Genomic DNA, 25,070 nt, shown 5'->3' on the forward strand with positions numbered 1-25,070 from the left:
CCAGGCATCGCCTGATTGGCACTGTGTCGAAGGCCGCGGCTCGACTTTCCCCAGGGATCACCGGACCTTCAGAGCTGAAGACGCACGCAGCCCGCCAGCGTCGATAAAGATTTCGCCAAGTATCAAGATTTGGCCCGGCATCCCCCGAAATTTCGTCGATTCGAAAGAAAACTGTCGCACGACATACCGTTCATTAATAACCCTTTACCGAAAATGCCCTTGCGCTGCGTCAAGGACTCAATCGACCGGTAAGGCAGGCAATGATGGCCGAGGTTCGCGAGAACGAACGCGCGATGAAGTCGGAGCTGGTCGCCGCACTCTATGCGACGCCAGGCACGATCCTGACCGGAGCCATCATGGTGGCGACGGTGATGGGCGCCGCAACGGTGTTGACGGGTGGCGACCTCTCCTTCGGGCTGATGACCGCTGCGATGCTAGCGATCGGCGCGTTCCGCCAGATGGCGCATCGGCGCTTCATGCGGATCGATCTCGCCCGGGCCGGCGAGGCCGAGATCACACAGCTCGAGACGCTGGCGATGATCGGCGCCTGGTCGACGGCCGCCCTCGTTGCCGCCTTCGGCACGCACGCCGTCTTGAGCTATACCTACCAGCCGGTCGCCGTCCTCGCGATCGCGCAGACGATCGGCTACCTCGCCGGCATCTCCGGCCGCAACACTTCGCGCCCGCTCGTCACCCGCGTCCAGATCCTGATCGCAGCATTCCCATTCATGCTCGCACTGATCTGGACCCGCGATCCCGCCTATCTGGTCATCGGGCTCACCGTCGCGCTGACGACGGTGCTCACGTTCTCCAGCGCCCAGGTGATCCACCGGATGTTCGTGGCGCGGCTGCGCACGATGCGCGATCTGGAGACCCTCGCCGTCAGCGACACGATCACCAGCCTGTACAATCGCCGCGGTTTCATGCGGGAGATCCGGGCTGAGGCGGCGGCCGGCCACCCCGTCACATTGATCTCGATCGACATCGATCGCTTCAAGGGCATCAACGACAGCTTCGGGCATGACGTTGGCGACGCACTGCTGCAATCCTTCGGCGAGATGCTCGGCGGGGAGCTCCAGTCCGGCGACATCGCCGCGCGCACCGGTGGCGACGAGTTCATGGTGGCAACCACGCGCAACGCCACCGAAGCCGCGTCCTTCGCCCGGCGTCTGGTGATGCTGCTCGGCAGCCAGCGTGTCCTGGCAGGCCGCCACGTCACCGCGACCGCCAGCATCGGCATCGCACCCGCCGGCTGTGCGACCACGATCGACGAAGCGCTGAAATGCGTCGACATCGCGCTCTACCGCGCCAAGCTCGAAGGGCGGAACCGCTTCGTGATCTACAACGAGGCGGTCCAGGACGAGCATGAGGACAGCCGCGCCATCGAGACAGAACTGCGCGAGGGCATCCGGCGCGGCGAGTTCGAATTGTTGTTCCAGCCGATCTACAACCCGCGCTCGGGCACGGCGACGATGGCCGAGGCGCTGCTGCGGTGGAACCATCCGGAACGCGGTGCGATCAGCCCGGAGGTGTTCATCCCGCTGGCCGAACGCACTGGCTTGATCACCGTCCTCGGCGCCTGGGCACTCGACGAGGCGATCCGCACAGCCTTGAGCTGGCCGCGCAATGTCGGCGTCAGCGTCAATGTCTCGGCGCGGCAATTCGACCGGGGGCACGACCTTGTCGGCCTGGTCGCGGCTCTTCTGCGCCTGCACGGCTTGGAGCCGCAGCGGCTCACCATCGAGATCACCGAAAGCTCGCTGATCGACGACGCCGAGCATGTGATCTCGCGCCTTGTCGCCCTGCGGACGCTCGGAGTGCGCATCGCGTTGGACGATTTCGGCACCGGCTATTCCTCGCTGAGCTACCTCGCCCATCTGCCGATCGACACGATCAAGATCGACCAGGCCTTCACCGAGCAGCTCGGTGCCTCCCGCAAGGCCGACTATCTGATGAACGCCATCACCCAGCTCGCGCACGACCTGAAGCTGCGCCTCATCGTTGAGGGCGTGGAAACGCCGGCGCAGCTCGAGACCATCCAGAAGCATGCCGCCCATGGCATCCAGGGCTTTGTGTTCGCGCGACCGATGACAGCGGAGGAATTGCTGCCCATGATCGGCAACCGGGTGGCGACGGGGCGCACCAAGTCGGCACGGCCAGGAGGCGGCCCCCGCAAGGGCGATCGCTTCAGCGAAGTCGCATAACCGCGCCCCGCACGCATCCGCGCGAGCCGGGGGCCTTCTCGATGCAGCGTCCGAACTATCCGAGCGGCAAGGACCTGCTGAGCGCCGATGCCGTCTCGCGCTTCGATCTCGACGACATCTTCGAGCGCGCCGAGCGGCATCTGCGGGAAGAAGAACAGGAAAAGGCCGGGATCCTGCCGGAACAGGTGCTGACCCATCGCCGGCGGCCCCGAGTGATCGCGACCCTGTTCGACCAGCGCAGCACCCGCACGCGGCTGGGCTTCCAGGCGGCGGCGGCGCGACTCGGCCACCAGTCCATCGACGCCTACGACACCGATCGCAGCCGGATGGGAACCAGCACCGGCGAATCGATCGAGGACCACATCCACACCGTCGAGCTCTACAGCGACCTGCTGGTCGTGCGCTCGCATCTGGAGGACATGCCTTATCGCGTCTCGCGATTGAGCTACCTGCCGGTGATCAATGCCGGCAACGGCGCCGACGAGCATCCGAGCCAGGCGCTGATCGACCTGTTCGCCATCCGCCAGATGCGTGGCGAAATCGAAAAACTGTCGATCGCGCTCTCCAGCGACACGCGGGCCCGCTTCGCGGTCTCCTTCGTCAAGATGCTTCGGCTGACGCCGCCAAGGCGCTTCACGCTGTGCTGCCTCCCGGGCATCGCGATCAACCCCGCGATGCGCGAAGCGATGACCGTGCTCGCGGGGCTGGGAACCGAAATCGGGATCGTGCACGACGTGCGCCACACACTCGACCACGACATCCTCAGCATTCAGATGCAGGACATGAGCAAGTTCGCCCATGCCGGCCTCGGCAACGCGGCCGTCGACAAGGAGAAGGAGACCGAGCCCTTCACCATCACGGCGCAGAAAATCCTGGACGCGCGTTCCGACACGCTGATCCTCAACCCGCTGCCCCGGTTCTCGGAGCTCGACACCTCCTGCGACAGCCTGCCGAATGCGGGCTATTTTCGGCAGGTCCAGCTTTCGGTGCCGATGCGGATGGCCATCCTGGAGCGGATGCTGCTCGGCATCCCCTGGACAGGCCAGGCGGCCGCGAGCGGGCCGCCCGCGCCGCCGTAACGGGATTGTCCGTCAGCGCGCGATCTCGAAGACTACGCTGACCTGCGTCTGGTAGCTGTTCTCGCCACTCGCCAGCGGCACGGCCATGTCGGCCGCGGCCTTGCGCATCGGCGCGGCATAGGCGATCGGCCGCGACGGCGCATTTTGCTCCTCGATCGAAAGGATCGGGCCGAGCTTCACGCCAGCCGCCTCGGCGAGGGTGCGGGCCTTGTCCAGCGCATCGGCGACGGCGCGCTTGCGCGCCTCGGTCATCGTCGCCTTGAGATCCTCCTTGACGAAGGTGATGCCACCGCCCTGATTCACGCCGAGGCCGACGACCTTGTCGATGATCGCGCCGGCCTCGGCCAGCTTGCGGATGCGGACGGTGACCTCGTTGCCGACGGCATAGCCGACGATCTTCGGCTCCTGCGGCTTGTCGCGCGCCGGCTGCGCGTAGCGCGGCTGGATGTCGAGCCGCGAGGTCTGGATGTCGCGCTCCGCAATGCCTGCGGCCTTGAGGGCGTCCAGCACCTCCTTCATCGCCGCGCTGTTGGCCGCCAGCGCCTCGCGCGCCGTGGCGGCCTCGCGCAGCACGCTCAGGGTCACGACCGCCATGTCGGGCGCGACGGAAGCTTCGCCCTCGCCGACGACGCTGATGCGCGGCAGCTGACGGCCTGCCGTCGCCTCCTGCGCGGCAGCCGGCATGGCGGGCAGCATGGCAGCAGCGAAAAGGGCAGCTCCGGCAAGGGCGGGGGCGAAGAAATTCGGCATCATGTCTCCTGTCGGTCTCGCGGCCGCGATCGGCCATGCCCATGCCAAGCCGGCGATGATGTCGAAATTATCACGGAGCCCGGCAGAGCCCGCCCCGGATTCGCAGGCCGCGCCGCGCCAATCATGAACAAGATTTAACTTCCGCTCGGGATCACGCCCCCATAGATTGGAATTAATCTAATCTATGGGCTTCCGAACCGTGACCAACCTCTCCCCTCGCCTTGCCACTCCGGCCCCCTACGATGCGGTAGCTCGCGGGCTACATTGGAGCATGGCCGTATTGATCACGGCCGCCTTTGCGCTGGGTTTGACAGTCGACGTCTTTCCCAAGAGCTGGGAATACGCGGTGGTCGAAACCCACAAGGCCATCGGCATCGCGATCCTGCTTCTGCTGGTGCTCCGCTTCGGCTGGCGACTGATGCATCGCCCACCGGCACCTATAGAAAGCTCTGCCTTGCTGGCCCTGGCCGCTCGGGCCGGTCATGCCGCCCTCTATGTCGTCATGCTGGTCGTTCCGGTGATCGGACTGGTCTACGCCATCCGACGCGGACAGGGCTTTGATTTCGGCCTGTTCACGGTGCCGCCCTTTCAGGCCGCCGAACCGCGGGCCATCACACGCCCGATCAAGGAATGGCATGAATGGGCGGCCTATGCCTTGATCGCCCTCGCCTGCCTGCACGCGCTGGCTGCGTTCTGGCACCATTTCATCCGCAAGGACGACACTCTGCGGCGCATGCTGCCGGACGCTTCCCGGAGCGCTCCCTGAAACCAGCCCTAGCCCTCCACCAGCCGCCGGGCGATGACCTGCGCCTGGATTTCGGCGGCACCCTCGAAGATGTTGAGGATGCGGGCGTCACAAAGCACACGGCTGACCGGATATTCGAGCGCAAAGCCGTTGCCGCCGTGGATCTGCAGGGCATTGTCGGCCGCGGCCCAGGCGACCCGGGCGCCGAGCAGCTTGGCCATGCCGGCTTCCAGATCGCAGCGGCGATCGGCATCCTTCTCGCGGGCGGCAAAGTAAGTGAGCTGGCGGGCGATCAGAATTTCGGCCGCCATCATCGCGAGCTTGTCGGCGACACGCGGGAAGGCGATCAGCGGCTTGCCGAACTGGATGCGCTCCTGCGCATAGCGCAGCCCGAGATCGAAGGCCGATTGCGCGACGCCGATCGCGCGGGCCGCGGTCTGGATGCGCGCGGCCTCGAAGGTCTGCATGAGTTGCTTGAAGCCCTGCCCTTCGATGCCACCGAGCAAGTTTTCGCCCTTCACGACGAAGCCGTCGAAGGCGAGCTCGTATTCCTTCATGCCGCGATAGCCGAGTACCTCGATCTCGCCGCCAGTGAGACCCTCGACCGGGAACGGGTCGGCATCGCTGCCACGCGGCTTCTCGGCGATTAGCATCGAGAGACCGCGATAGCCGGGCGCATCGGGGTCGGTGCGCACCAGCAGCGTCATGATATCGGCACGGACCGGGTGAGTGATCCAGGTCTTGTTGCCATGGACCCTCCAGACAGCCGCGTCGCCCTTCCCCTCCTTCACCGCCTTGGTGCGTAGGCTGGCAAGGTCGGAGCCGGTATTCGGCTCGGTGAAGACTGCGGTGGGCAGGATCTCGCCCGATGCAATCTTCGGCAGCCACTTCGCCTTCTGCTCCTCAGTGCCACCGCAGAGGATCAGCTCGGCCGCGATCTCGGAGCGCGTCCCAAGAGAGCCGACGCCGATATAGCCGCGCGACAATTCCTCCGAGACAACGCACATCGAGACTTTGGACAGGCCCATGCCGCCAAAGTCCTCGGGGATGGTCAGGCCGAAGACGCCGAGCTCGGCCATCTTCTCGACCACGGGCATCGGGATGTAGTCGTTCTCCAGATGCCATTCATGGGCGTGGGGTGTGACCTCTGCGGCGCAGAAGCGACGCATCTCGGAGCGGATCGCTTCCAGCGTCTCGTCGAGGCCGGGATCTCCCACGCTGGCCGAGCCGTCGCTCTGGCTGAACAGGGCGACGAAGCGGGTCCGGTTCTCCGGCGTGTTGCCTTCGGCGATGAGCGCCTCGGCCGCATCGGAGCAGGCAGCAGCCACCGCTTCCTGCGACAGGCCCAGCGCCGGCAGCCGAACGATCTCGCCCTGGCTCATCGGGATGCCACCGAAGATCTGGGCGGCATATTCGCCGGCACCGATCCGGATCGCGTAGTCCTCAACCGCCCCGTAGCGCCCCTCTTCCTGCAAGCGCTCGCCATAGGCCTTCAGCTCGCGCAGCGCCGCAACATAGGTGGCGAGCCAGGATAAGCCGTGAGCGGCGTGCTGCTCGGCCTCGAGCCGGGCGGAGGAGATCCGGCCCTCGACCTCGACCTTGCTCCGAACCGCTGCGATGGCGGCCTCCAGCAAGGACTCGAAACCCGGCAGCGCCGCCGCGACGAGCTCGACCGCGCTCGAGCGGCTGTCAGGTTGCAACGCAGCGTTGGCGCTCATGATCTCGGCCTCCCTTTGTTGCGACGCAGCATATGCATAAGCGCAGGGAAACCAAAATCAGCCTTTCGGCGAGGAGCGCGTCGCGCCCTGGACCGTCACTTGCGGCTCGCAAGGGCAACGCCACAGATAGTAACGGCCATGCCCGCGATCTGCAGTGCCGAAAGGGTCTCCCCGAACAGCAGCCAGGCCTCGACCGCCACCAAAGCCGGCACGAGATAGAGGAAGGTCGCGATACGCGAGACCTCGCCGCGTCGAAGCATGAACAGATACAGCCCGATGCTGCCGAGCGACAGCACCACCACCGACCAGAGCAGGACGAGCCCCATGGTCAGGTTCCACTCGATTCGCATCGGCTCCAACGCCCAGGCGAAAGGAATGGTGACCAGGAAGGCGGCCGTGTACTGGATCGCCGTCATGGTCCGGAGGTCGCCCGAGACGACGTGCGCCTTCTGGTAGAAGGAACCGCCGGTGACGGCGAACATGCCGATGACATTGATCAGGATCGGCAGGAGCACGCCCCAGAGTGCGGCTGGGTCGACGCCGGCGAGCTGGGGCTCCAGCACGAGCGCGATTCCGATGAAGCCGCAGACGATGCCGAGCCAGCGAATGCCAGAGATGCGCTCCCCGACAAGAGCGGGCGCAAAGAGCGCCGTCAGGATCGGCTGCAGGCCGGCGATCAGGCCGGAAATACCCGCGGGTAGGCCGTGGCGCACGGCCCACCAGACGCCGGCAAGATAGACGCCGTGCAGCAGGATGCCGGTGATCGCGATATCGATGACGGCACGGCGGCTGCGCGGCCAGGGCGCGCCTGCAGCCAGAGCCATGAGCGTGACGAGGGCCGCCGCCGTAGCAAAGCGCACCGCCAGAAACGTCAAGGCATCGGCATAGCGCGCCGAATAGCCCGCCACGATCCATCCCGTCGACCACAGGAAGGTGAAGATCAGCGGCATTCCGCGCAGAAGAAGAGAGGACATCGGACCGGGAAGCTGACGAGGGCCGCTGTCTCTACTCCCGATCCGCCGGCTGCGACAGGGCCCGGACGCGCCCGGGCCATGCCTCGGACGGGACCGCCGCCACCTCACGCCTCAGTCGCGGTCGGGAGCGCCGGGTGGGAACAGCGCGCGGAAGGGGCGCGCTTCGTCCACGGCCCGCGCGAAGGACGGGCGGGCAAGGAGCCGTTTGCGGTAGGCGCGCAGATGGGCGAAGGCGGGATCGATCTCATGCACCCAGTCGGCATAGAAAAGGGAGGGCGCCGCAGCGCAATCGGCGAGTGAGAATTCCGTGCCGGCTGCCCAGTGCCGCCCGGTGAGCTTGCCGTCGATCCAGCGATAGGCATCGTCCAGCATTCCGCGCGCCTTTGCTACGCCATAGGCGTCGCGGCTTTCCGCCGGGCGAAGGTGGTCGGTGACGATCTTCTGCATCGGCGTCATGACGAAATTGTCGAAGAAGCGATCCAGCATGCGCACTTCGAGCGCCACTTTCGGATCGGCGGGTAGCAGCCGGACCGGGCCAGGATGGAACAGCCCGAGATGCTCGATAATGATGCTGGATTCGACAACCGGGGTCTCGCCATCGACCAGCACCGGCATATGCTTCATCGGCCAGTGCGCGATCCATTCGGCTCCGGCGGCCGGGTCATCGGGGCCAAGCACGCGGTAGGCGAAGGATGTCCCGTTCTCGTAGAGCGCGATCAGCACCTTCTGGCTGTAGGACGAGAACGGGTGGGCATAGAGGGTCAGAGACACGGCAATCCTCCCCAACTGATTGCATTCAGCAATCAGTTTCTAGAGAAACCGTCATCGTTTTGCAACCGGATATGATTGCGCTCAGCTCAGTGCCTCGACCACGTCCTCATAGGTCCTGAGGCCGGTGCGGGGCGCGTAGACCAGCACCGCCATGTTGCCCGGTGCGTGCTCGTTCTTCCACATCTTGTGATGGGCGAGCGGGATCTTGTCCCAGGGGAAGACCTCGGACATGCAGGGATCGATGCGCCGGTCGAGCACGAACTGGTTCGCCGCGCTCGCCTGCTTGAGATGGGCGAAATGGGAACCCTGGACGCGCTTCTGCCGCATCCAGACATAACGGGCATCGAAGGTGATGTTGAAGCCCGAGGTGCCGGCACAGAACACCACCATGCCGCCGCGCTTGGCGACAAGGCAGGAAACCGGGAAGGTCGCCTCGCCGGGATGCTCGAAGACGATGTCGACATCCTTCTTGCCTGTGATGTCCCAGATCGCCTTGCCGAACTTGCGGGCCTCCTTGGTCCATTCGGCATATTCTGGCGAATTGACCTTGGGCATCTGGCCCCAGCAGTTGAAATCCTTGCGGTTGATCACGCCCTTGGCACCCAGGCCGAGCACGTAGTCGCGCTTGGTCTCGTCCGAGATCACGCCAATGGCGTTGGCGCCGGAAGCGGCGCAGAGCTGGACGCCGAAGACTCCGAGGCCGCCCGAAGCACCCCAGACCAGCACGTTGTCGCCAGGCTTGATGGTGTGCGGCGCGTGGCCGAACAGCATGCGGTAGGCCGTCGCCAGCGTCAGGGTGTAACAGGCCGATTCCTCCCAGGAGAGATGTTTCGGCTTCAGCATGAGCTGGCGCGACTGCACACGGCAAAACTGGGCGAAGGAGCCGTCCGGTGTCTCGTAGCCCCAGATGCGCTGGGTCGCCGAGAACATCGGATCGCCGCCGTTGCATTCCTCGTCGTCGCCGTCGTCCTGATTGCAATGGACGATGACCTCGTCACCGACCTTCCAGCGCTTCACCTTGGAGCCGACAGCCCAGACGATGCCGGCGCAATCCGATCCGGCGACGTGGAACGGGGCCTTGTGGACGTCGAAGGGCGAGATCGGCTGGCCGAGACCGGCCCAGATGCCGTTGTAGTTGACGCCGCCGGCCATCACGAGGAGCAGGACCTCTTCCTCGCCGATGCTCCAGGTCGGCACGACCTCGACCTGGAAGCTCTCCTGCGGCGGGCCGTGGCGCTCGCGCCGGATCGCCCAAGCATACATCTTATCCGGCACGTGACCGAGAGGCGGCAATTCGTCGAGCTCGTAGAGGTCCTTCAGCGGCTTCACGGCAGCATGCGGCTTCGACATGGTCGTCTCCTCTGCTTGGCCCGCCTGTCCCGTGCCTCGCGGCGCTGCGGCGGCCTTGGACGACGATCATGCACCTTATGTTGCAACGCGCCATTCGCCTAAGGAATTATCTTGCAGCGCAAAAATCGCCCCTGAAACCCGGCTTTTGCCGATTCCTTCACGGTTTCGGGCGATGCTGACCCGATAGGAGCGGAGCGAGAACAATGCGCGCTTTGTTGATGATGGTCGGCTTCCCGGACCTGCCGCTGCTGTCGCTGATTCTGGTCCTGACGATGATCGTGCTCGGCGCGCTGATGTTCGGCTGGATCGCCGATCTGCTGCTCAACGCGAGCGCCTTCGGCACCGGCCTCAACGCCGGCATCATCCTGATCGGCGCCTTCTGCGGCGCCTGGCTCTGGAACCGCTACGGCGTCCACACCCCCTTCGATCCCGACGCCATGCGCGCCGGGGTGGCGACCGCCTCGGGCCTGCTGCTGCTTCTCGTCCTGGCGATCACGAAACGCTGAGGCGCCGGCTTGCTTCAGCCGGTACGGCTGGCCGCCAGCATGTAGTTCACGTCCATGTCCCGCGCCGCGCTCCAGCGGCCGGTCAGCGGGTTGAAGACGACGCCTGTGTGCGTCCCGAGCGTGAAGCCGTTTGCTTCGATGGCGCTGCCGAGTTCATCGGGAGTGACGAACTTCTCCCAGTCATGCGTGCCCTTCGGCAGCCATTTCAGCACGTATTCGGCGCCAACGATGGCAAGTGCGTAGGATTTCAGCGTCCGATTGAGCGTCGCCATGATGAGAAGACCGCCGGGCTTCACCGCCGCACAGCAGGCGGCGACGAAGGCCTCGACATCGGCGACATGCTCGACGACCTCCATTGCCAGCACGATGTCGAAGCGCGTGCCGGCAGCGACGACCGCTTCGATCGTCTCCTCGCGGTAATCGATAGCAAGGCCGCTCTTGTCGGCATGGGTCCCCGCAACGGCGATGTTGGTCGGCGCGGGATCGAGCCCCGTCACCTGCGCGCCCAGCCGCGCCAGCGGCTCCGACAGCACGCCGCCGCCGCAGCCGATATCGACCAGGCTCAATCCCTCGAGGGCGCGCATCTGCTTCGGATCTCGGCCGAAATGGGCGCAGGCCTCGTCGCGAACGAAAGCGAGTCGGACGGGATTGAACTTGTGCAGGACCGCCATCGGCCCCTTCTGATCCCACCACTCGCGCGCGATCGCATCGAAGCGCGCGACCTCGGCCGGGTCGATCGTCGAGCCTGTGCGCTCAGCCGCAGCCGCCATGAACCGATCCTTCCATCATGCGATGCCGCATTGACACCGCGCCTGCTGCCCGTCATCTACACCCGCCCCGCAGCCAGTGCGAGGGCGACGTTTCGACCCGGTCTCTTCGGCCGGGGACAGCTATCGAGAGTCCGAACACCGTCATGGCCCGTCTGGTGATGAAATTCGGCGGCACCTCCGTCGCCACTGTCGAGCGCATCAAGAACGCGGCCCGGCACGTCAAACGCGAGTTCGACGCCGGCAATGAGGTCGCGGTCGTGGTCTCGGCCATGTCGGGCAAGACCAACGAGCTCGTCGCCTGGTGCAAGGAAGCCGCCCCCCTCTTCGACCACGCCGAGTACGACACCGTCGTCGCCTCGGGCGAGCAGGTCACTTCGGGGCTGATGGCGATCGTGCTGCAGGAGATGGGCATCCCGGCCCGCTCCTGGCAGGGCTGGCAGATTCCGATCTATGGCTCGGATGCCCATGGCTCGGCCCGCATCGTCGATGTCGACGGCGCCGGCATCATCGCCGGCTTCGACCGCAAGCGCGAGGTTGCGGTCTGCTCGGGCTTCCAGGGCGTGCATGCCGAGAGCAGCCGCATCGTCACGCTCGGCCGCGGCGGCTCCGACACCAGCGCTGTGGCGCTCGCCGCCGGCCTCAAGGCCGACCGCTGTGACATCTATACCGATGTCGACGGCGTCTACACCACCGATCCGCGCATCGTCCCGAAGGCGAAGCGCATGGACAAGGTCTCCTTCGAAGAAATGCTCGAAATGGCCTCGCTCGGCTCGAAGGTGCTGCAGGTGCGCTCGGTCGAGATCGCGATGGTGCATCGCGTGCCGACCTATGTGCGCTCCTCCTTCGACGACCCTGAAAACCCTAATCCTGGCACCCTCATCTGCGACGAGGACGACATCGTGGAACAGCAGATCGTCACCGGCATCGCCTTCTCCCGGGACGAAGCCCAGATCACGCTCCGGCGCGTGGCCGACAAGCCGGGCGTCGCCGCGGCGATCTTCGGCCCGCTCGCCGACGCCAACATCAATGTCGACATGATCATCCAGGTCGTCTCGGACGACCAGGCGACGACCGACATCACCTTCACCGTGCCGACCGCCGATTACGAGCGCGCCCGGACCTTGCTCGAGAGCAAGCACGACACGATCTCCTATCAGGAGATCCAGGGCGCGACGGATGTGGTGAAGGTCTCGGCGATCGGCGTGGGCATGCGTTCCCATGCCGGCGTCGCCGCCCGAGCCTTCCGGGCGCTGGCCGAGAAGGGCATCAACATCCGCGCGATCACCACTTCCGAGATCAAGTTCTCGGTGCTGATCGATGCCGCCTATACCGAGCTCGCGGTGCGCACGCTGCACTCGCTCTACGGGCTCGACGCGGCCTGAGCTTCAATAGAAGCGCTCGTCATCCCGGGCTTGATCCGGGATGACCCGCGTTTCTCAAAAAAACCGGCTCCCTCACGAAGGCCCGCTTCAGCGCCCGAAAGCGCTTGCGGCCTATTCAGTTCTGACATATATTTCTGTCATGACAGAAATTACAGACACAACCAACAAGCTCCCCACCCCGCTCGAGACCTTCGTGCTGCAATGGGGCGACCTCGGAGGGCAATGGGGCGTCAACCGTTCGATCAGCCAGATCCACGCCCTGCTCTATCTGGCCGAGAAGCCGCTGACGGCGGAGGACATTGCCGAGACTCTTGCGATGGCGCGTTCCAACGTCTCCAACTCGCTCAAGGAGTTGCTGGCCTGGAACCTGATCCGCCGCGTGCCGATGCGGCAGGACCGGCGTGACCATTACGAGGCGGAGACCGATGTCTGGGAGATCGCAGCTCGCATCGCCGCCGGGCGCAAGCAGCGCGAGATCGACCCGGCGCTGACGGCCCTGCGGAGTTGCATCGCGGCCGCCGACGACGACCCCGGAGTCAGCCCGGTCGCACGGCAAAGGCTCCACGCGATGCTCGACTTCACCGCCGCGCTCGACCGCTGGTACGGGCAGATGCTCTCCATCCCGCAGGGCAAGCGCGACATGCTGCTGAAGCTCGGCGCCAAGATCGCCTCCTTCCTCCCCGGAGGAAAGGGCTGAAGCGAAACGATACGGCCGATCGGAGATCGAAATGTCGGCACTGCTGAAGAGGACCGAAATCCCGCAGGCCCCTCGCCTGCCGCATGACAAACCGCTTGTCGACCTGCGCTTCCGCGCCCTGCTCGGCCCCGCCGAATGGGAGAAGCTGCCCGCCGATGTCCGTGCCCGTTTCTCGAAGCGCCTGAGTGGTGCTGCGGCCGCGACCTATGTCGGCCGGATCGCGGAGCTCCGGATGAACCGGGCTGGGCGCATCCTGTCGCAGGTCCTGCGCCTCATCGGCGCGCCGCTGCCGATCTGTCTCGACACCGACGTCGCCAGCGTCGTCACCGTCACCGAGGACGGCGCCGCCGGCGGGCAGGTCTGGACAAGGCTCTACGCCAAGCGCGGCGGGTTTCCGCAGGTCATTCATTCGGCCAAGCGCTTTGCCGGGCCAACCGGGCTGGAGGAGTATATCGGCTATGGTATCGCGATGGCACTCCGATTGACGGTCGAGAACGGCACCCTCGCCTTCCGCAGTGCCGGCTACAATCTGAAGCTCGGTCGGTTCCGGCTGCCGCTGCCGCGCTGGCTCACGCCCGGACAGCTCACCGTGACCCATCGCGAAACCGGCGCCGGCACCTTCGAATTCGCGCTGGATCTCAGCCATCCGCTCTTCGGCGAACTGCTCCACCAGAGCGGGCAGTATCGGGACCAGCACGGATGAGCGATGCTCCAATCTGGCTCTATGACGGCGTCTGCGTGCTTTGCTCCGGCGGGGTGAACTACACGCTCAGGCACGAGCGCGACAAGGCGATCCGCTTCGTCGCGATCCAGTCACCTGAAGGCCGGGAGCTGGCCATGCGGCACGGCATCGAACCGGACGATCCGCAGAGCTTCCTGTTCATCGAGAACGGCAGGGCGCTGGCAAAATCCGACGGCGTGCTGGCGCTGGTCGCACATCTGAATGGCCCTGCCCGGCTGCTCCTGGCGGGCCATCTCCTGCCGAAAGGGTTGCGCGACTGGCTCTACGATCGCGTTGCGCGCAACCGCTATCGGATATTCGGGCGGAAACAGTCCTGCGAGATGCCCGCCCCGATGCAACGGCACCGCTTCAGCCTGCCGGACATGTCATGACCCGGCGACGTGTCCTCCTGATCGGCGGCACGGGCGTCTTCGGCAGCAGGCTCGCGCACCATCTCGCCCGCTTCGACGGGCTCGATCTCATCCTCTCCTCGCGCGACGGCGCGAAAGCCAAGGCGCTGGCGCGGACCATTCGCCATGCCAAGGGCACGCAGGTTTCCGGCATCGGCCTCGACCATCGGCATCATCTGGCGGCCCGACTGGCCGAAATCGCGCCGTGGCTCGTCATCGACGCTTCGGGGCCGTTCCAGGGCGCCGACTACGACGTGCCACGGGGAGCGCTGGAGGCCGGCGCCCATGTTGTCGACCTCGCAGACGCACGCGACTACATCCTCGGCTACGGCGCAGCGCTCGACGAACTGGCGCGCTCGCGCGGGTTGGTCGCGCTCGCCGGCGCCAGTTCGACCCCTGCCCTGTCGACCGCGGCAGCCGCAGAGCTGACAAGAGGCTGGCGGCGGACCGACACGATCGACATCGCGATCACGCCCGGAGGGCGCAGTGAGGTCGGCGCCGCGGTGATCGCCGCTATCCTGACTTATGCCGGCCGGCCTGTTCCGGTCTGGCGCGAGGGCGAATTGCAGGAAACGACGGGCTGGCTCGACAGCCGCGTCGTGACGATGCCGCGCCTGCGCCGACAGCGCGTCGCGGCGGTCGAGACCGTCGATGCGCAGGCGCTCGGCCCGACACTCGGCGTCACATCCCGCGTCGCCTTCCAAGCCGGGCTCGAATCGTGGATCGAGCAGTGGGGGCTGATGGCGCTGGCAAGGTTGCGACAAGCCGGCCTCGTCGGCTCCCTCGATGGGCTGATCCCGCTCCTCATCCTCGCACGCAAGCTGACACGGATCACGACGTCGGATCGGGGCGGCATGCTGGTTGCGGCGACGGGCCTCGACGATAGCGGGGAATTGCGGCACGCCCGCTGGTCATTGGTCGCCACGCGCGACGATGGCCCGCAGGTTCCCACACTGGCTGCAGCAGCCGCCGTGTGCGCCATTCGCGGCGGCTTGCTGGAACCTGGCGCCCGTTCGGCAGGCGGGGCGCTGTCACTGGCGCAGATCGAAGCCGAGATGCAGCCCTATGCGATCGTGACGAAGATCGAGGCTGAACCGGACGATCACGGGCTCTTCGAGCAGGCGTTGGGCGGGACCGCCTTCGCTGCACTGCCGGAGCCATTGCGAGCGTTCCATGGCACCGCGGGCTCCCCCGTCTGGCGTGGCAGGGCGCTTGTCGAGAACGGCCGGAATCCGATTGCCTGGCTCATCCGCCGGCTCATCGGCCTGCCGGAAGCCGGCGAGGACGTGCCCGTGACAGTCAGTGTCGAGCGGGTCGCATCCGAGACCGGCAAGGCCGAAATCTGGATACGAAACTTCGGTGGCTCGCGCTTCGCTTCGCGCCTGTATCTCGACCGCGAGAACAGGCTGCATGAGCGCTTCGGCCCGGTGAGGTTCCGGCTCGGGCTTGCGGCGCGGGACGGGCAGGTCCGCCTGCCGGTGGTTGCGGCAAGCGTTCTCGGCCTTCCCCTGCACCGCTTCCTGCTCCCGCGTTCGGAGGCGATCGAAGAGGTCGATGGCGAGGGGCGCTTCCGCTTCGACGTGAAGCTGACGCTGCCCCTCTTCGGCTTGCTGGTGCGCTATGCGGGCTGGCTGACGCCGAAAGCGTGAACCGCCCGTCACTCCGCCGGGTGTGGCGTGCCTTCGGGCTTGTGCTTGCCGCTGCGGAACAGGCCACCGAGCCTCACCAGCCCTTCCGAGAGCCTGTCCATGTAGAGGAACAGGACAGGCGTGATGAACAACGTCAGCACCTGGCTGATCATCAGGCCGCCGACGACGGCGATACCCAGCGGCTGGCGCAGTTCGGCACTGGCTCCGGCGCCGACCGCGATCGGCAGCGTGCCCATCAGCGCCGCCAGCGTCGTCATCAGGATCGGCCGGAAGCGCATGACGCAGGCCTTGTGGATGGCCTCCTGCGCCGACATGCCCTCGCGCCGAAGCACGAGTGCGACGTCGATCATCATGATCGCGTTCTTCTTGACGATGCCGATCAGCATCAGCAGGCCGATGATGGCGATGACCGAGAGATCGAGGTCGAACAGCCGCAAGGCCCCGAGCGCGCCGATCGCTGCCGAAGGCAGGCCGGTCAGGATGGTCAGCGGGTGGATGAAGCTCTCGTACAGGATGCCGAGCACGATGTAGATCGTCAGGATCGCGCCTGCGATCAACAGCCCCTGGTTCGCCAGCGAATCCTGGAAGACCTTGGCCGTGCCCGCCAGCGTCGTCGTGATCGACTTCGGCAGGTTGATCTGTTCCTTGATCGCCTCGATGCGGTTGACGCTGTCACCAAGCGCGATGCCGGCCGGCAGATTGTAGGAGATCGTCACGGCCGGGAGCTGGCCAAGCTGGTTGACGGTCAGCTGACCCGCCGTGCGCTCGATCTTGGCGAAGGCGCCGAGCGGCACCAAGGTCCCGAACTTGGTACGGACGCGGATGGCATTCAGCCGCTCCGGCGTCCACTGGTCATTGGGATTGAACTCGACCACGACCTCGTAGCTGTCGCCTGTGGTGTAGATGGTCGAAACCTGCCTCACACCGAAGCCGGAATAGAGCGTCGAGCGCAGGATGTCGGAGCCGATACCAAGCTGGTTCGCCTTGTCGCGGTCGACGATGACGGTCGCCTGCAAGGCGTTGTTCTGCAGATCGGTCGTCACGTCGAGGAAGGTCGAAGGCTCGCGGCTCATCGCATCGGCGAGCCGGACCGCCCAGTCGTTCATCAGCTTCTGGTCGAGGCCCTGAACGACGAGCTGGTACTGGCTCTTCGAGGAGCGCGCACCGATACGCAGGTTCTGGACCGGCGTCATATAGGTGTTGATGCCTGGCACCTGGGCGAGGTCGCGCCGAAGCGACGAGAGCACCGCATCGAGCTTCGGTCGCTTGTCCTGCGGCTTCAGCTCGACGAAGAGGCGCCCGGCGTTGAGCGCTCCGGCGCTGCCGGAGGTCGCGCCGACGCTGGAGGCGACATGCGCGACATAGGGCGAATGCAGGAAGACATCGGCGACCTGCCGCTGCAGCTTCTGCATGGCATCGAAGGACACGTCCTGGCGGGCCTCGGTCGAGACCTGGAGTTGGCCGATATCCTCCTGCGGGAAGAAGCCCTTGGGCGCCGTCTGCAGCAGCCAGACCGTGCCGATCATCGTCGCGAAGAAGGCGATCAGCATCAGCGGCTGCCAGCGCAGGCAGAAGGCGAGCCCGCGGTCATAGCCATGCACGATCGCGTCGAAGCCCTTCTCGAGCCAGCGGCCGAGCGCATTCTCCTGATGGTGCTCGCCATAACCCGAAAGCAGGCGCGAACAGAGCATCGGCGTCAGCGTCAGCGAGACGAAGGCCGAGGCCAGGATCGAGACCGTCACCACCACCGCGAACTCGTTGAAGATACGGCCGATGACGCCACCCATCAGCAGCACGGGGATGAAGACCGCGACCAGCGAGAGCGAGATCGAGATGATGGTGAAGCCGATCTCGCCGGCCCCCTTGAGCGCGGCTTCATAGGCGGAAAGCCCGTCCTCCTCCATGTGGCGGACGATGTTCTCCAGCATCACGATCGCATCGTCGACGACGAGACCGACGGAGAGCGTCAGACCCAGCAGCGAGATGTTGTCGATCGAGAACCCGAACAGATACATCGCCGCCAGTGTGGCGATGATCGAGATCGGCACCGCGACGGCCGGGATGAAGGTCGCGGCGACGCGGCGCAGGAAGACAAAGATCACCATGACGACCAGCACCACGGTGAGAAGCAGCGTGAACTGCACATCGTCCACCGCCTGGCGGATCGAGGTCGAGCGGTCGTTCAGCAGCGAGAGCGAGGCCGCGGCCGGCAACTGCTCCTCGAAGGAGGGGATCATCGCCTTGACGCGATCGACCACCTCGACGGTGTTGGCGTCGGGCTGGCGCTGCACGGCAAGCACGATCGCCGGAATCCCGTCATACTGACTGCGGGTCTGGGTGTTCTCGACCGAATCGATCACCTTGGCGACGTCGCCGAGGCGCACCGGCTTGCCCGAGCGCGTCGTGATGATGACGTTGGCGAACTGGGTCGCATTGGCGAGCTGGGTATGCGCCTCGATGGTGAGCTGCTGGGCGCTGTTCTGAATGGTGCCGACCGGCGTATTGGCGTTGGTCGCCGTGATCGCCGCCTGCAACTCGTCGAGGCCGATCCCGCGCGCAGCAAGCGCCGTCGGATCGATCTGGATGCGCACTGCGTATTTCTGGCTGCCGAAGATCAGCACCTGCGCCACGCCGTCGACCGTCGAAAGCGCCGGCGAAATCACCTGCTGAGCGAAGGCATCGAGCTGCGAGAGCGGGATCACCTCGCTCTTCAGCGCCATCAGGATGATCGGCGCGTCGGCCGGGTTCACCTTCCGGTAGCTCGGCGGCGTCGTCATCTCGATCGGCAACTGCTTCTGCGTGCGGGTGATCGCCGCCTGAACGTCGGCTGCGGCCGCGTCGATATCGCGGTTCAGCACGAACTGGATCGCGATCGAGGTCGCGCCCTGGGAATTGGTCGTCGAGATCGAATCGATGCCCGCGATCGTCGTGAACTGCTTGATCAGCGGGGTGGCGACCGAGGTCGCCATGGTATCGGGCGAGGCGCCGGGAAGCTGGGCAGAGACGTTGACGACCGGGAATTCGGCACGTGGTAGCGCCGCCACGGGCAGGAAGCGATAGGCGAACGTCCCGGCCAGCACCAGCGCGACCGACATCAGAATGGTCGCGACCGGGTGCTTGATGCAGAAGGACGAGACGTTCACGAGCGTGCCCCCTCCGCGATCGGCGTGTTCTGCGGCGGCTTCTCGCCACTGGCTTCACGCTCGCGCACCTTCGTACCCTGCTTCAGGCGCATCTGGCCGTCGGTCACGACGCGCTCGCCCGGTGCGACGCCTTCGGTCACCGCCGTCTTGCCGCCATCGCTGAGCGCGACCTTGATCGGGCGCAGGTCGACGGTCGAATCCGCCTTGGCGACGAAGACATAGGGACCTTGCTGGCCGGTCTGCACCGCGACGGTCGGGATGACCGTGACGCCTCTCAGCGTGTCGGGGATGAACTCGACATCGACATACTGCCCCGGCCAGAGACGCAGGTCCTCATTGGGGAAGGCAGCCTTGGCCGTGATCGTGCCGGAGGTGATGTCGACGTTCGAATCGACGAAGTTCAACGTGCCCTCCGCCGGCCGATCCGGCGACTGAGGGATGCGGGCCCGGACTTCGGCCGGCTTGGCGGCGTGCAGCGCCGCCTGCAGCGTCGGCAGCTCGCTCTCCGGCATGGCGAAAGTGACGCGCAACGGCTTCATCTGGGTGATCGTCAGAAGGCCCGTGCTGCTGGTGCTGCTGTTGGCGCTGACGAGATTGCCGGGCGTGACCGTCACTGCGCCGATGCGCCCGTCGATGGGCGCGAGGATCCGGGTATAACTCAGCTTCAGCCTGTCGGCGTCGAGCGTCGCATGATCGGCCTGGATCGATGCGGCGGAACTCCTCTCGTCGGCCGTCGCCTGGTCCACCTGCTGCTGCGTGCCGGCATTGCGGGCAAAGAGCTGCTTGTAGCGGTCGAGATCGGCGACGTTGCGCGTATGAGTCGCCTCATCCTTCGCCAGCATCGCCTCGTCCTTGGCGATCTGGGCCTTGATGTCGCGGTCGTCGAGGGTGAAGAGCGGGTCGCCCTTCTTGACGAACTGGCCGTCACTGACGTGCTGGGCAACGATCTGGCTGTCGATACGCGATTTCACCACCACGCTCGCCGGCGTCTCGACGAAGCCGATCGCATGTTTGCGGACCGGGAAATCCGCCTGTTCCGCCGCCGCCGTGACCACCGAGACGGCGCCGGCGCCACGGCCCGCCCGCGCGCCCTGTGCCGCGCCCTCGCCATGCGAACGCCAATACCAGAGGCCTGCCGCCGCAGCGACGAGCACGACCCCGACAAGAAGTCCTGAACGCTTCATACTGGCTCCACCCGTTCAGGCCATACGATCCGCCGAAACCGGCTGCTGGGTCTTGTCTTCGGCCCGCTGGAACCGAACCCGCTCGCGGATCGTGCCGAGCGTCTCCAGCGCCGACAGCACCGCCTCGTCCGCGACATCGCCGAGCAGTTCATGGGCAATTGCACCGCGAACATCGTCGAGATCGTCGACCAACCGTCGGCCGGCCGGTGTCAGATAGAGGAGGTAGGCGCGCCGATCGGCCGGGTTTTCCCGGCGCTCGATCATGTCCTGGCCTTGCAGGCGGTCGAGCAGGCGCGCCAGCGAGATCGGCTGCAGATCCATCTGCTCGGCCAACGCGGCCTGGTTCAGCCCTTCCTGACGGCGCAACCGCGCGAGGACGCCCCATTGCGCCCGCGTCGTTCCGTGCTCGCGCGCACGCTGGTCGACATAGGTTCGCATCAGGCGCGAAGTTTCGACGAGCTGAAACATCAGCTCCCGCCGCAGGGGGCGCTTCATCCACAGACCTCCAATCGTAAGCCTGCTTATAGTAAGTCAGATTGCGGCGGTTTTATAGTGACGCTCTCGCAACTGCGAAAATTTTTCAGCCCGCAGGGCGTGGCGATCCGGCCATAAACGGCCAAACGAAATAGCGATTTCTCTCAGACACTTATCTTCGAATTCAATCAGATCGATTCAACTCTGCGAACTAACCCGCGCCTCCTGCTCCATCGTGCTGCCACGCAGGCCACCCGGCACGCACAGCCGCGGGTAGAGCCGTGACATCTCCCGGACCAGGAACTTCATCGGCACATCGAAGAAGCTGCCATGATCGACGATGTAGCTCATGAAACTACGGCCGTGCTCGTCATAGGGCTGGAGCAGCGCATCGCTTTCTCCGTCGAAGGGCAACACGGCAACCCCGAGCCGGTCGCAGAGCGTGGCATTGAAGGTCGGCGAGGCCTTCAGCCAGCCGCCACCGAGATAGATCTCGGCATAGCCGTGATAGGCGAAGACATCCGTGCCCACCGCTTCCAGCAGACGTGGCGTCGCCAGGTGGTTGCGGACATCGGCCAGGCCGAGCCGAGCCGGGATCCCAACGACCCGGCAGAGCGCCGCATAAAGGGCCGCCTTGCCGACGCAGTAGCCGATGCCGGCCTCGAGAACGGTGCTGGCGCGATAGGTGCCAGGATCGAGAAAGTCGCGATAGGGATCATAGCGGATGCCGTCGCGGACGCGATCGTAGAGGATGCGCGCCTGAACGGCCGGATCCTTGACACCGGCAGTCAGCCCACGCGCCTCGGCAATGACGGCTTCATGATCGCTGTCGACAAATTCGGCCGGGCTCAGGAAAAGCGTGCGATGGCTGTCCTGCATCATCGTCTCCTTCATCGGGCTCAGCGCCCCGCGAACCGGGCTGGACGCTTCTCCAGGAAGGCGGTCACGCCCTCGCGGAAATCGGCCGTACGGGTCGATTCGGCGAAGGTCTGCTGCTCGGCTTCGAGATGAGCCGCGAGATCGTGGTCGGCAGCACTCGCCAGGAGCCGGCGGATGCGACCATAGGCCTGTGTCGGCCCTTCGGCGAGACGGCGCGCCAGGGCCAGCGCTTCCTGCTCGGCCTGCTCGCTTGGAACGACGCGGTTGACCAGGCCGAGCCGCAGCGCTTCGGCCGCATCGAAAGTCTCTCCCAGCAACGCGATCTCCTTTGCCTTGCGCAAGCCGACGAGGCGCGGCAGGTGGAAGGAGCCGGCCAAGTCGGGCGTGGCGCCGATACGGGCATAGGCCATGGAGAAGCGGGCGTTCTCGGCCGCGATGGCGAGATCGCAGGCGAGTGCGAGACTGAGGCCGCCACCCGCCACCGCCCCATGCAGGCAAGCGATTGTGGGCTGCGGGAGACTATCGAGTACGCGCAGCGCCTCGTGCAGCGGGTCCATGATCGCGGCAATTGCCGTGACGATATCGCCGCCGGCGAGGAACTGCGAGACATCGCCACCGGCGCAGAAGCCCTTCCCGGCTCCCTTGAGCAGTATGGCGCGAACGCCGTCGCGCGCCTCGATCGCCCTGACATGAGCCAGGAACAGCTCGGCCATCGGCGCATCGAGCGCGTTCAGCACGGTGGGGCGGTTCAACGTCAGCACGGCAACGCCCCCCTCCTGTTCGAACAAGACCGATTCCGCGCGATCCGACATGAAATGGCTCCGTGACGACGACAATCGCCAACAGGCTATCACTCCACTGCGCCATGGCGAGGTGCGCGCCTGCGCTGACGGGGCAGCGCATTTGCGTGAACGGCTCTGGCCTGCGGCGCCGCCGCGCCCCTAGAGTGCGGGCAACTTCATCTCACCCAAGGCTTCCCCTCCTGATGAGTCAGCTTTTCAGCCCCTATCAGCTCGGCAATCTCACGCTTGCCAATCGCATCGTGATCGCGCCGATGTGCCAGTATTCAGCCGAAAACGGCAATGCCAGCGACTGGCACACGATCCATCTCGGGCAGCTCGCCCTCTCGGGGGCGGCGTTGCTCATCATCGAAGCGACGGCCGTCGAGCCGGATGGGCGCATCAGCCCCTTCGATGTCGGCCTGTGGTCGGACGAGAACGAGGCCGCGCTGGCGCGATCCCTCGAAGCCGCGCGGCGCTGGTCCGACATGCCGATCGGCATCCAGCTCGCCCATGCCGGCCGCAAGGCCTCGGTCGCCCAGCCCTGGAAGGGCGGCGGCCAACTTGCCCTCAACGAAGGCGGCTGGACGGTGCAGGCCCCCTCCACGATCGGCTTCGAAGCCTATCCGCGGCCGCCGCGTGCGCTGACCCGCGACGACATCGCCCGCCTCGTCGAGGCTTTCGCGGCCGCAGCGCGGCGTTCCGTGCGGCTCGGCCTCGCCATGATCGAGCTCCACGGCGCCCATGGCTATCTGATGCATCAGTTCCTCTCGCCGCTCTCGAACAAGCGCGAAGACGATTACGGCGGCTCGCTCGAGAACCGGATGCGCTTCCCGCTCGAAGCATTCGACGCCGTCCGCGCCGTCGTGCCGGCCGGCTATCCGGTCGGCTTCCGCATTTCCGGAACGGACTGGATCGAATGCGGCTGGGACGTCGAGCAGAGCATCGCCTTCACCCGGGCAGCGCAGGCACGCGGAGCCGACTTCATCCACGTCTCGAGCGGCGGCCTCTCGACCGCGCAGAAGATTCCGCTGGGACCCAGCTATCAGGTGCCGCTTGCGCGGGCGATCAAACACGCCACGGGCGTCCCCACCATTGCCGTTGGCCTGATCACCGAGCCCGAGCAGGCAGAAGCCATCATCGGTACCGGCGAGGCCGATCTCGTCGGATTGGCGCGCGGCATCCTCTATGATCCGCGCTGGCCCTGGCATGCGGCTGCGGCACTCGGCGCCAGCGTCAAGGCGCCAAACCAATATCTGCGCTCGCAGCCGCGGCAATATTCCAAGCTGTTCGCCTGAGACTGCCATTCCATCAGCCGGGAATCTCCATGACCGCTTATTCCGATCTCGCCAGCCATTTCGGCCGCATCGCCGCCCTGTCCAATGCCGTTGGCATTCTGCAATGGGATTCCGATGTGATGATGCCGAAGGGAGCAGCCGAAACCCGGGCCGAGAGCATGGCGCTGCTGCATGTGCTGCGCCACGGCATGGTGACGGACCCACGCATCGGCGACTGGCTGGCCGGCGCCGAGGCGGATCAGTCGCTCGGCGCCTGGGAAAAGGCCAACCTCCGCGAGATCCGGCGGATCTGGACGGTCGACACCGCCTTGCCGACCGAGCTGGTGGAAGCATCGAGCAAGGCGATCTCGGCTTGCGAGATGCGCTGGCGGCAGGCGCGGGCGGATTCCGATTTCGCTGGGCTGCTGCCCTATCTCACCGAAGTGCTGAACCTGCAGCGCCAGATCGGACAGGCGAAGGGCGATAAGCTCGGGCTTTCTCCCTATGACGCCCTGCTCAATGACTATGAGCCCGGGGGCCACGCGGCACGGATCGACGCGCTGTTCGACGACCTTGCCGCCTTCCTGCCCGGTTTCACCCAGGAAGCGATGGCGGTGCAGGCACGTCGGCCGGCGCTGGAGCCGCTGGAAGGCCCCTTCCCCACCGAGACCCAGCGGGCCTTGGGCCTGCGGCTGATGGCAGCGTTGGGCTATGATTTCGAACGCGGCCGGCTCGACATCTCGACGCATCCATTCTGCGGCGGCGCCGACAACGATGTGCGCATCACCACCCGCTATGACGAGGCCGACTTCACCAAGGCGCTGATGGGCGTACTCCACGAGACGGGCCATGCACTCTACGAGCAGGGCCGGCCTCAGGCGTACCTCAACCAGCCGGTCGGTGCCGCGCGCGGCATGAGCCTGCATGAGAGCCAGTCGCTGCTGATGGAGATGCAGGCCTGCCGCTCGCGCGAGTTCCTCGCCTTCGCCACGCCGCTGATGCGCGAGGCCTTTGGTGGTGCCGGACCGGCATGGGAGCCAGAGGCGATGTGGCGTCGCTACACCCGCGTCGAACCCGGCTTCATCCGCGTCGATGCCGACGAGGTGACATATCCGGCCCACATTATCCTGCGCTACCGGCTGGAAAAGGCGTTGATCGCCGGCGAGATGGCGCTCGTCGATCTGCCCACGGCCTGGAACGAAGGCATGAAGACGCTGCTCGGTGTCACGGTGCCGAACGATCGGCTGGGCTGCCTTCAGGACATCCACTGGCCCTCAGGCGGCTGGGGTTATTTCCCGACCTATACGCTCGGCGCCATGACTGCGGCCCAGATCTTCGACGCCGCCTGTCAGGCCGATCCAGGCATCCTGCCCGGCATCGGCAAGGGCGATTTCATTCCGCTGGTCACCTGGCTGCGCGCCAACATCCATGGGAAAGGCTCGCTGCTTTCCACCGACGACCTGCTGACGGAAGCGACCGGCAGGCCGCTCGACGCCGCCGTGTTCAAGGCGCACCTGCACCGGCGCTATCTCGAAGAAGCATGACGCCTTCCGATTAAACTTATTCAAAACAAAGACTTAGACCTTCACCCCGCGCCGGGCCGCCATG

At 65.8% G+C, this 25,070-nt stretch carries 22 protein-coding genes; 11 read left to right on the top strand and 11 right to left on the bottom strand.

Going from position 1 to position 25,070, the window contains the following annotated elements; genetic code table 11:
* Positions 1–260 precede the first annotated feature (260 nt).
* Both CE453_RS19345 and CE453_RS19350 read left to right on the top strand, forming a co-directional pair.
* Positions 261–2,204: a putative bifunctional diguanylate cyclase/phosphodiesterase gene (locus CE453_RS19345; protein WP_089176055.1), complete on the top strand. Its 1,944-nt coding sequence runs from the start codon at positions 261–263 to the stop codon at positions 2,202–2,204.
* Between the two features lie 41 nt (positions 2,205–2,245).
* Entirely contained in the window at positions 2,246–3,283 is a 1,038-nt protein-coding gene (locus CE453_RS19350; RefSeq protein ID WP_089176056.1) for an aspartate carbamoyltransferase, read from the top strand.
* Between the two features lie 12 nt (positions 3,284–3,295).
* Here CE453_RS19350 and CE453_RS19355 read toward each other — a convergent pair whose 3' ends face one another.
* Positions 3,296–4,033 (bottom strand): SIMPL domain-containing protein, encoded by a 738-nt coding sequence (locus tag CE453_RS19355; RefSeq protein ID WP_089178024.1) that lies wholly within the window; start codon positions 4,031–4,033, stop codon positions 3,296–3,298.
* A gap of 184 nt (positions 4,034–4,217) precedes the next feature.
* Here CE453_RS19355 and CE453_RS19360 point away from each other — a divergent pair, with 184 nt between their 5' ends.
* Positions 4,218–4,799, top strand: a complete 582-nt coding sequence (locus CE453_RS19360) for a cytochrome b (protein ID WP_089176057.1) — start codon at positions 4,218–4,220, stop codon at positions 4,797–4,799.
* A gap of 8 nt (positions 4,800–4,807) precedes the next feature.
* On the opposite strand, the gene CE453_RS19365 is transcribed toward CE453_RS19360, so the two are convergent.
* The 4 genes from CE453_RS19365 to ccrA all read right to left on the bottom strand — a co-directional run bounded on the left by CE453_RS19365 (position 4,808) and on the right by ccrA (position 9,591).
* Positions 4,808–6,496 (bottom strand): acyl-CoA dehydrogenase family protein, encoded by a 1,689-nt coding sequence (locus CE453_RS19365; RefSeq protein ID WP_089176058.1) that lies wholly within the window; start codon positions 6,494–6,496, stop codon positions 4,808–4,810.
* Between the two features lie 95 nt (positions 6,497–6,591).
* The gene (locus tag CE453_RS19370) at positions 6,592–7,470 is read right to left on the bottom strand and encodes a DMT family transporter (protein ID WP_089176059.1); all 879 of its coding nucleotides are present in this window, start codon (positions 7,468–7,470) and stop codon (positions 6,592–6,594) included.
* Positions 7,471–7,581: 111 nt separating this feature from the next.
* Complete coding sequence (locus CE453_RS19375; protein ID WP_089176060.1) at positions 7,582–8,241, bottom strand: glutathione S-transferase family protein; 660 nt, start codon at positions 8,239–8,241, stop codon at positions 7,582–7,584.
* A gap of 81 nt (positions 8,242–8,322) precedes the next feature.
* A complete protein-coding gene (gene ccrA, locus CE453_RS19380; RefSeq protein WP_089176061.1) occupies positions 8,323–9,591 on the bottom strand; it encodes a crotonyl-CoA carboxylase/reductase in 1,269 nt (422 codons plus the stop codon).
* Between the two features lie 203 nt (positions 9,592–9,794).
* Here ccrA and CE453_RS19385 point away from each other — a divergent pair, with 203 nt between their 5' ends.
* Positions 9,795–10,097 (top strand): hypothetical protein, encoded by a 303-nt coding sequence (locus CE453_RS19385; RefSeq protein ID WP_089176062.1) that lies wholly within the window; start codon positions 9,795–9,797, stop codon positions 10,095–10,097.
* A 14-nt stretch (positions 10,098–10,111) separates the two neighbouring features.
* On the opposite strand, the gene ubiG is transcribed toward CE453_RS19385, so the two are convergent.
* Positions 10,112–10,867 (bottom strand): bifunctional 2-polyprenyl-6-hydroxyphenol methylase/3-demethylubiquinol 3-O-methyltransferase UbiG, encoded by a 756-nt coding sequence (gene ubiG / locus CE453_RS19390; protein ID WP_089176063.1) that lies wholly within the window; start codon positions 10,865–10,867, stop codon positions 10,112–10,114.
* 143 nt (positions 10,868–11,010) lie between these two features.
* On the opposite strand from ubiG, the gene CE453_RS19395 reads away from it, so the two are divergent.
* From CE453_RS19395 to CE453_RS19415, 5 genes are all read left to right on the top strand, one after another.
* Positions 11,011–12,249 carry an aspartate kinase gene (locus CE453_RS19395; protein WP_089176064.1) on the top strand — a complete coding sequence of 413 codons (1,239 nt, stop codon included), beginning with the start codon at positions 11,011–11,013 and terminating at the stop codon, positions 12,247–12,249.
* Between the two features lie 139 nt (positions 12,250–12,388).
* Positions 12,389–12,946, top strand: coding sequence for a GbsR/MarR family transcriptional regulator (locus tag CE453_RS19400; protein ID WP_089176065.1), 558 nt, complete (start codon positions 12,389–12,391; stop codon positions 12,944–12,946).
* 31 nt (positions 12,947–12,977) lie between these two features.
* Positions 12,978–13,649: a DUF4166 domain-containing protein gene (locus CE453_RS19405; protein WP_089176066.1), complete on the top strand. Its 672-nt coding sequence runs from the start codon at positions 12,978–12,980 to the stop codon at positions 13,647–13,649.
* Complete coding sequence (locus CE453_RS19410; RefSeq protein ID WP_089176067.1) at positions 13,646–14,059, top strand: thiol-disulfide oxidoreductase DCC family protein; 414 nt, start codon at positions 13,646–13,648, stop codon at positions 14,057–14,059. The genes CE453_RS19405 and CE453_RS19410 overlap by 4 nt, the downstream gene beginning before the upstream one ends.
* Positions 14,056–15,726 carry an SDR family oxidoreductase gene (locus CE453_RS19415; protein ID WP_089176068.1) on the top strand — a complete coding sequence of 557 codons (1,671 nt, stop codon included), beginning with the start codon at positions 14,056–14,058 and terminating at the stop codon, positions 15,724–15,726. Before CE453_RS19410 ends, CE453_RS19415 begins: the two co-directional genes overlap by 4 nt.
* Before the next feature lie 8 nt (positions 15,727–15,734).
* On the opposite strand, the gene CE453_RS19420 is transcribed toward CE453_RS19415, so the two are convergent.
* The 5 genes from CE453_RS19420 to CE453_RS19440 all read right to left on the bottom strand — a co-directional run bounded on the left by CE453_RS19420 (position 15,735) and on the right by CE453_RS19440 (position 22,218).
* The gene (locus tag CE453_RS19420) at positions 15,735–18,821 is read right to left on the bottom strand and encodes an efflux RND transporter permease subunit (RefSeq protein WP_248308139.1); all 3,087 of its coding nucleotides are present in this window, start codon (positions 18,819–18,821) and stop codon (positions 15,735–15,737) included.
* 44 nt (positions 18,822–18,865) lie between these two features.
* Positions 18,866–20,053: an efflux RND transporter periplasmic adaptor subunit gene (locus tag CE453_RS19425; RefSeq protein ID WP_089176070.1), complete on the bottom strand. Its 1,188-nt coding sequence runs from the start codon at positions 20,051–20,053 to the stop codon at positions 18,866–18,868.
* A gap of 15 nt (positions 20,054–20,068) precedes the next feature.
* Positions 20,069–20,548: a MarR family winged helix-turn-helix transcriptional regulator gene (locus CE453_RS19430; protein WP_089176071.1), complete on the bottom strand. Its 480-nt coding sequence runs from the start codon at positions 20,546–20,548 to the stop codon at positions 20,069–20,071.
* Between the two features lie 177 nt (positions 20,549–20,725).
* Positions 20,726–21,421: a transglutaminase-like domain-containing protein gene (locus tag CE453_RS19435; RefSeq protein ID WP_089176072.1), complete on the bottom strand. Its 696-nt coding sequence runs from the start codon at positions 21,419–21,421 to the stop codon at positions 20,726–20,728.
* Positions 21,422–21,426: 5 nt separating this feature from the next.
* Positions 21,427–22,218, bottom strand: a complete 792-nt coding sequence (locus tag CE453_RS19440) for an enoyl-CoA hydratase/isomerase family protein (RefSeq protein WP_089176073.1) — start codon at positions 22,216–22,218, stop codon at positions 21,427–21,429.
* A gap of 173 nt (positions 22,219–22,391) precedes the next feature.
* Between CE453_RS19440 and CE453_RS19445 the strand changes: the two genes are divergently transcribed.
* Together CE453_RS19445 and CE453_RS19450 are read left to right on the top strand one after the other, a co-directional pair.
* Complete coding sequence (locus CE453_RS19445; protein ID WP_089176074.1) at positions 22,392–23,483, top strand: NADH:flavin oxidoreductase/NADH oxidase; 1,092 nt, start codon at positions 22,392–22,394, stop codon at positions 23,481–23,483.
* A 29-nt stretch (positions 23,484–23,512) separates the two neighbouring features.
* The gene (locus CE453_RS19450; RefSeq protein ID WP_089176075.1) at positions 23,513–25,006 is read left to right on the top strand and encodes a carboxypeptidase M32; all 1,494 of its coding nucleotides are present in this window, start codon (positions 23,513–23,515) and stop codon (positions 25,004–25,006) included.
* The last annotated feature ends 64 nt before the right edge of the window (positions 25,007–25,070 follow it).

Origin of the sequence: Bosea sp. AS-1, assembly GCF_002220095.1 — a bacterium.
Taxonomy (GTDB): domain Bacteria; phylum Pseudomonadota; class Alphaproteobacteria; order Rhizobiales; family Beijerinckiaceae; genus Allobosea.

What these genes read in the sequence shown, in the direction of transcription:
- CE453_RS19395 (WP_089176064.1), top strand. Translation starts at nt 11,011, where the DNA reads ATGGCCCGTCTGGTGATGAAATTCGGCGGCACCTCCGTCGCCACTGTC.
- CE453_RS19405 (WP_089176066.1), top strand. Translation starts at nt 12,978, where the DNA reads ATGTCGGCACTGCTGAAGAGGACCGAAATCCCGCAGGCCCCTCGCCTG.
- ccrA (WP_089176061.1), bottom strand. Translation starts at nt 9,591, where the DNA reads ATGTCGAAGCCGCATGCTGCCGTGAAGCCGCTGAAGGACCTCTACGAG.
- CE453_RS19355 (WP_089178024.1), bottom strand. Translation starts at nt 4,033, where the DNA reads ATGCCGAATTTCTTCGCCCCCGCCCTTGCCGGAGCTGCCCTTTTCGCT.
- CE453_RS19365 (WP_089176058.1), bottom strand. Translation starts at nt 6,496, where the DNA reads ATGAGCGCCAACGCTGCGTTGCAACCTGACAGCCGCTCGAGCGCGGTC.
- CE453_RS19350 (WP_089176056.1), top strand. Translation starts at nt 2,246, where the DNA reads ATGCAGCGTCCGAACTATCCGAGCGGCAAGGACCTGCTGAGCGCCGAT.
- CE453_RS19370 (WP_089176059.1), bottom strand. Translation starts at nt 7,470, where the DNA reads ATGTCCTCTCTTCTTCTGCGCGGAATGCCGCTGATCTTCACCTTCCTG.
- ubiG (WP_089176063.1), bottom strand. Translation starts at nt 10,867, where the DNA reads ATGGCGGCTGCGGCTGAGCGCACAGGCTCGACGATCGACCCGGCCGAG.
- CE453_RS19385 (WP_089176062.1), top strand. Translation starts at nt 9,795, where the DNA reads ATGCGCGCTTTGTTGATGATGGTCGGCTTCCCGGACCTGCCGCTGCTG.
- CE453_RS19435 (WP_089176072.1), bottom strand. Translation starts at nt 21,421, where the DNA reads ATGAAGGAGACGATGATGCAGGACAGCCATCGCACGCTTTTCCTGAGC.
- CE453_RS19445 (WP_089176074.1), top strand. Translation starts at nt 22,392, where the DNA reads ATGAGTCAGCTTTTCAGCCCCTATCAGCTCGGCAATCTCACGCTTGCC.
- CE453_RS19440 (WP_089176073.1), bottom strand. Translation starts at nt 22,218, where the DNA reads ATGTCGGATCGCGCGGAATCGGTCTTGTTCGAACAGGAGGGGGGCGTT.
- CE453_RS19425 (WP_089176070.1), bottom strand. Translation starts at nt 20,053, where the DNA reads ATGAAGCGTTCAGGACTTCTTGTCGGGGTCGTGCTCGTCGCTGCGGCG.
- CE453_RS19450 (WP_089176075.1), top strand. Translation starts at nt 23,513, where the DNA reads ATGACCGCTTATTCCGATCTCGCCAGCCATTTCGGCCGCATCGCCGCC.
- CE453_RS19360 (WP_089176057.1), top strand. Translation starts at nt 4,218, where the DNA reads ATGGGCTTCCGAACCGTGACCAACCTCTCCCCTCGCCTTGCCACTCCG.
- CE453_RS19430 (WP_089176071.1), bottom strand. Translation starts at nt 20,548, where the DNA reads ATGAAGCGCCCCCTGCGGCGGGAGCTGATGTTTCAGCTCGTCGAAACT.
- CE453_RS19410 (WP_089176067.1), top strand. Translation starts at nt 13,646, where the DNA reads ATGAGCGATGCTCCAATCTGGCTCTATGACGGCGTCTGCGTGCTTTGC.
- CE453_RS19345 (WP_089176055.1), top strand. Translation starts at nt 261, where the DNA reads ATGATGGCCGAGGTTCGCGAGAACGAACGCGCGATGAAGTCGGAGCTG.
- CE453_RS19415 (WP_089176068.1), top strand. Translation starts at nt 14,056, where the DNA reads ATGACCCGGCGACGTGTCCTCCTGATCGGCGGCACGGGCGTCTTCGGC.
- CE453_RS19420 (WP_248308139.1), bottom strand. Translation starts at nt 18,821, where the DNA reads ATGTCGGTCGCGCTGGTGCTGGCCGGGACGTTCGCCTATCGCTTCCTG.
- CE453_RS19400 (WP_089176065.1), top strand. Translation starts at nt 12,389, where the DNA reads ATGACAGAAATTACAGACACAACCAACAAGCTCCCCACCCCGCTCGAG.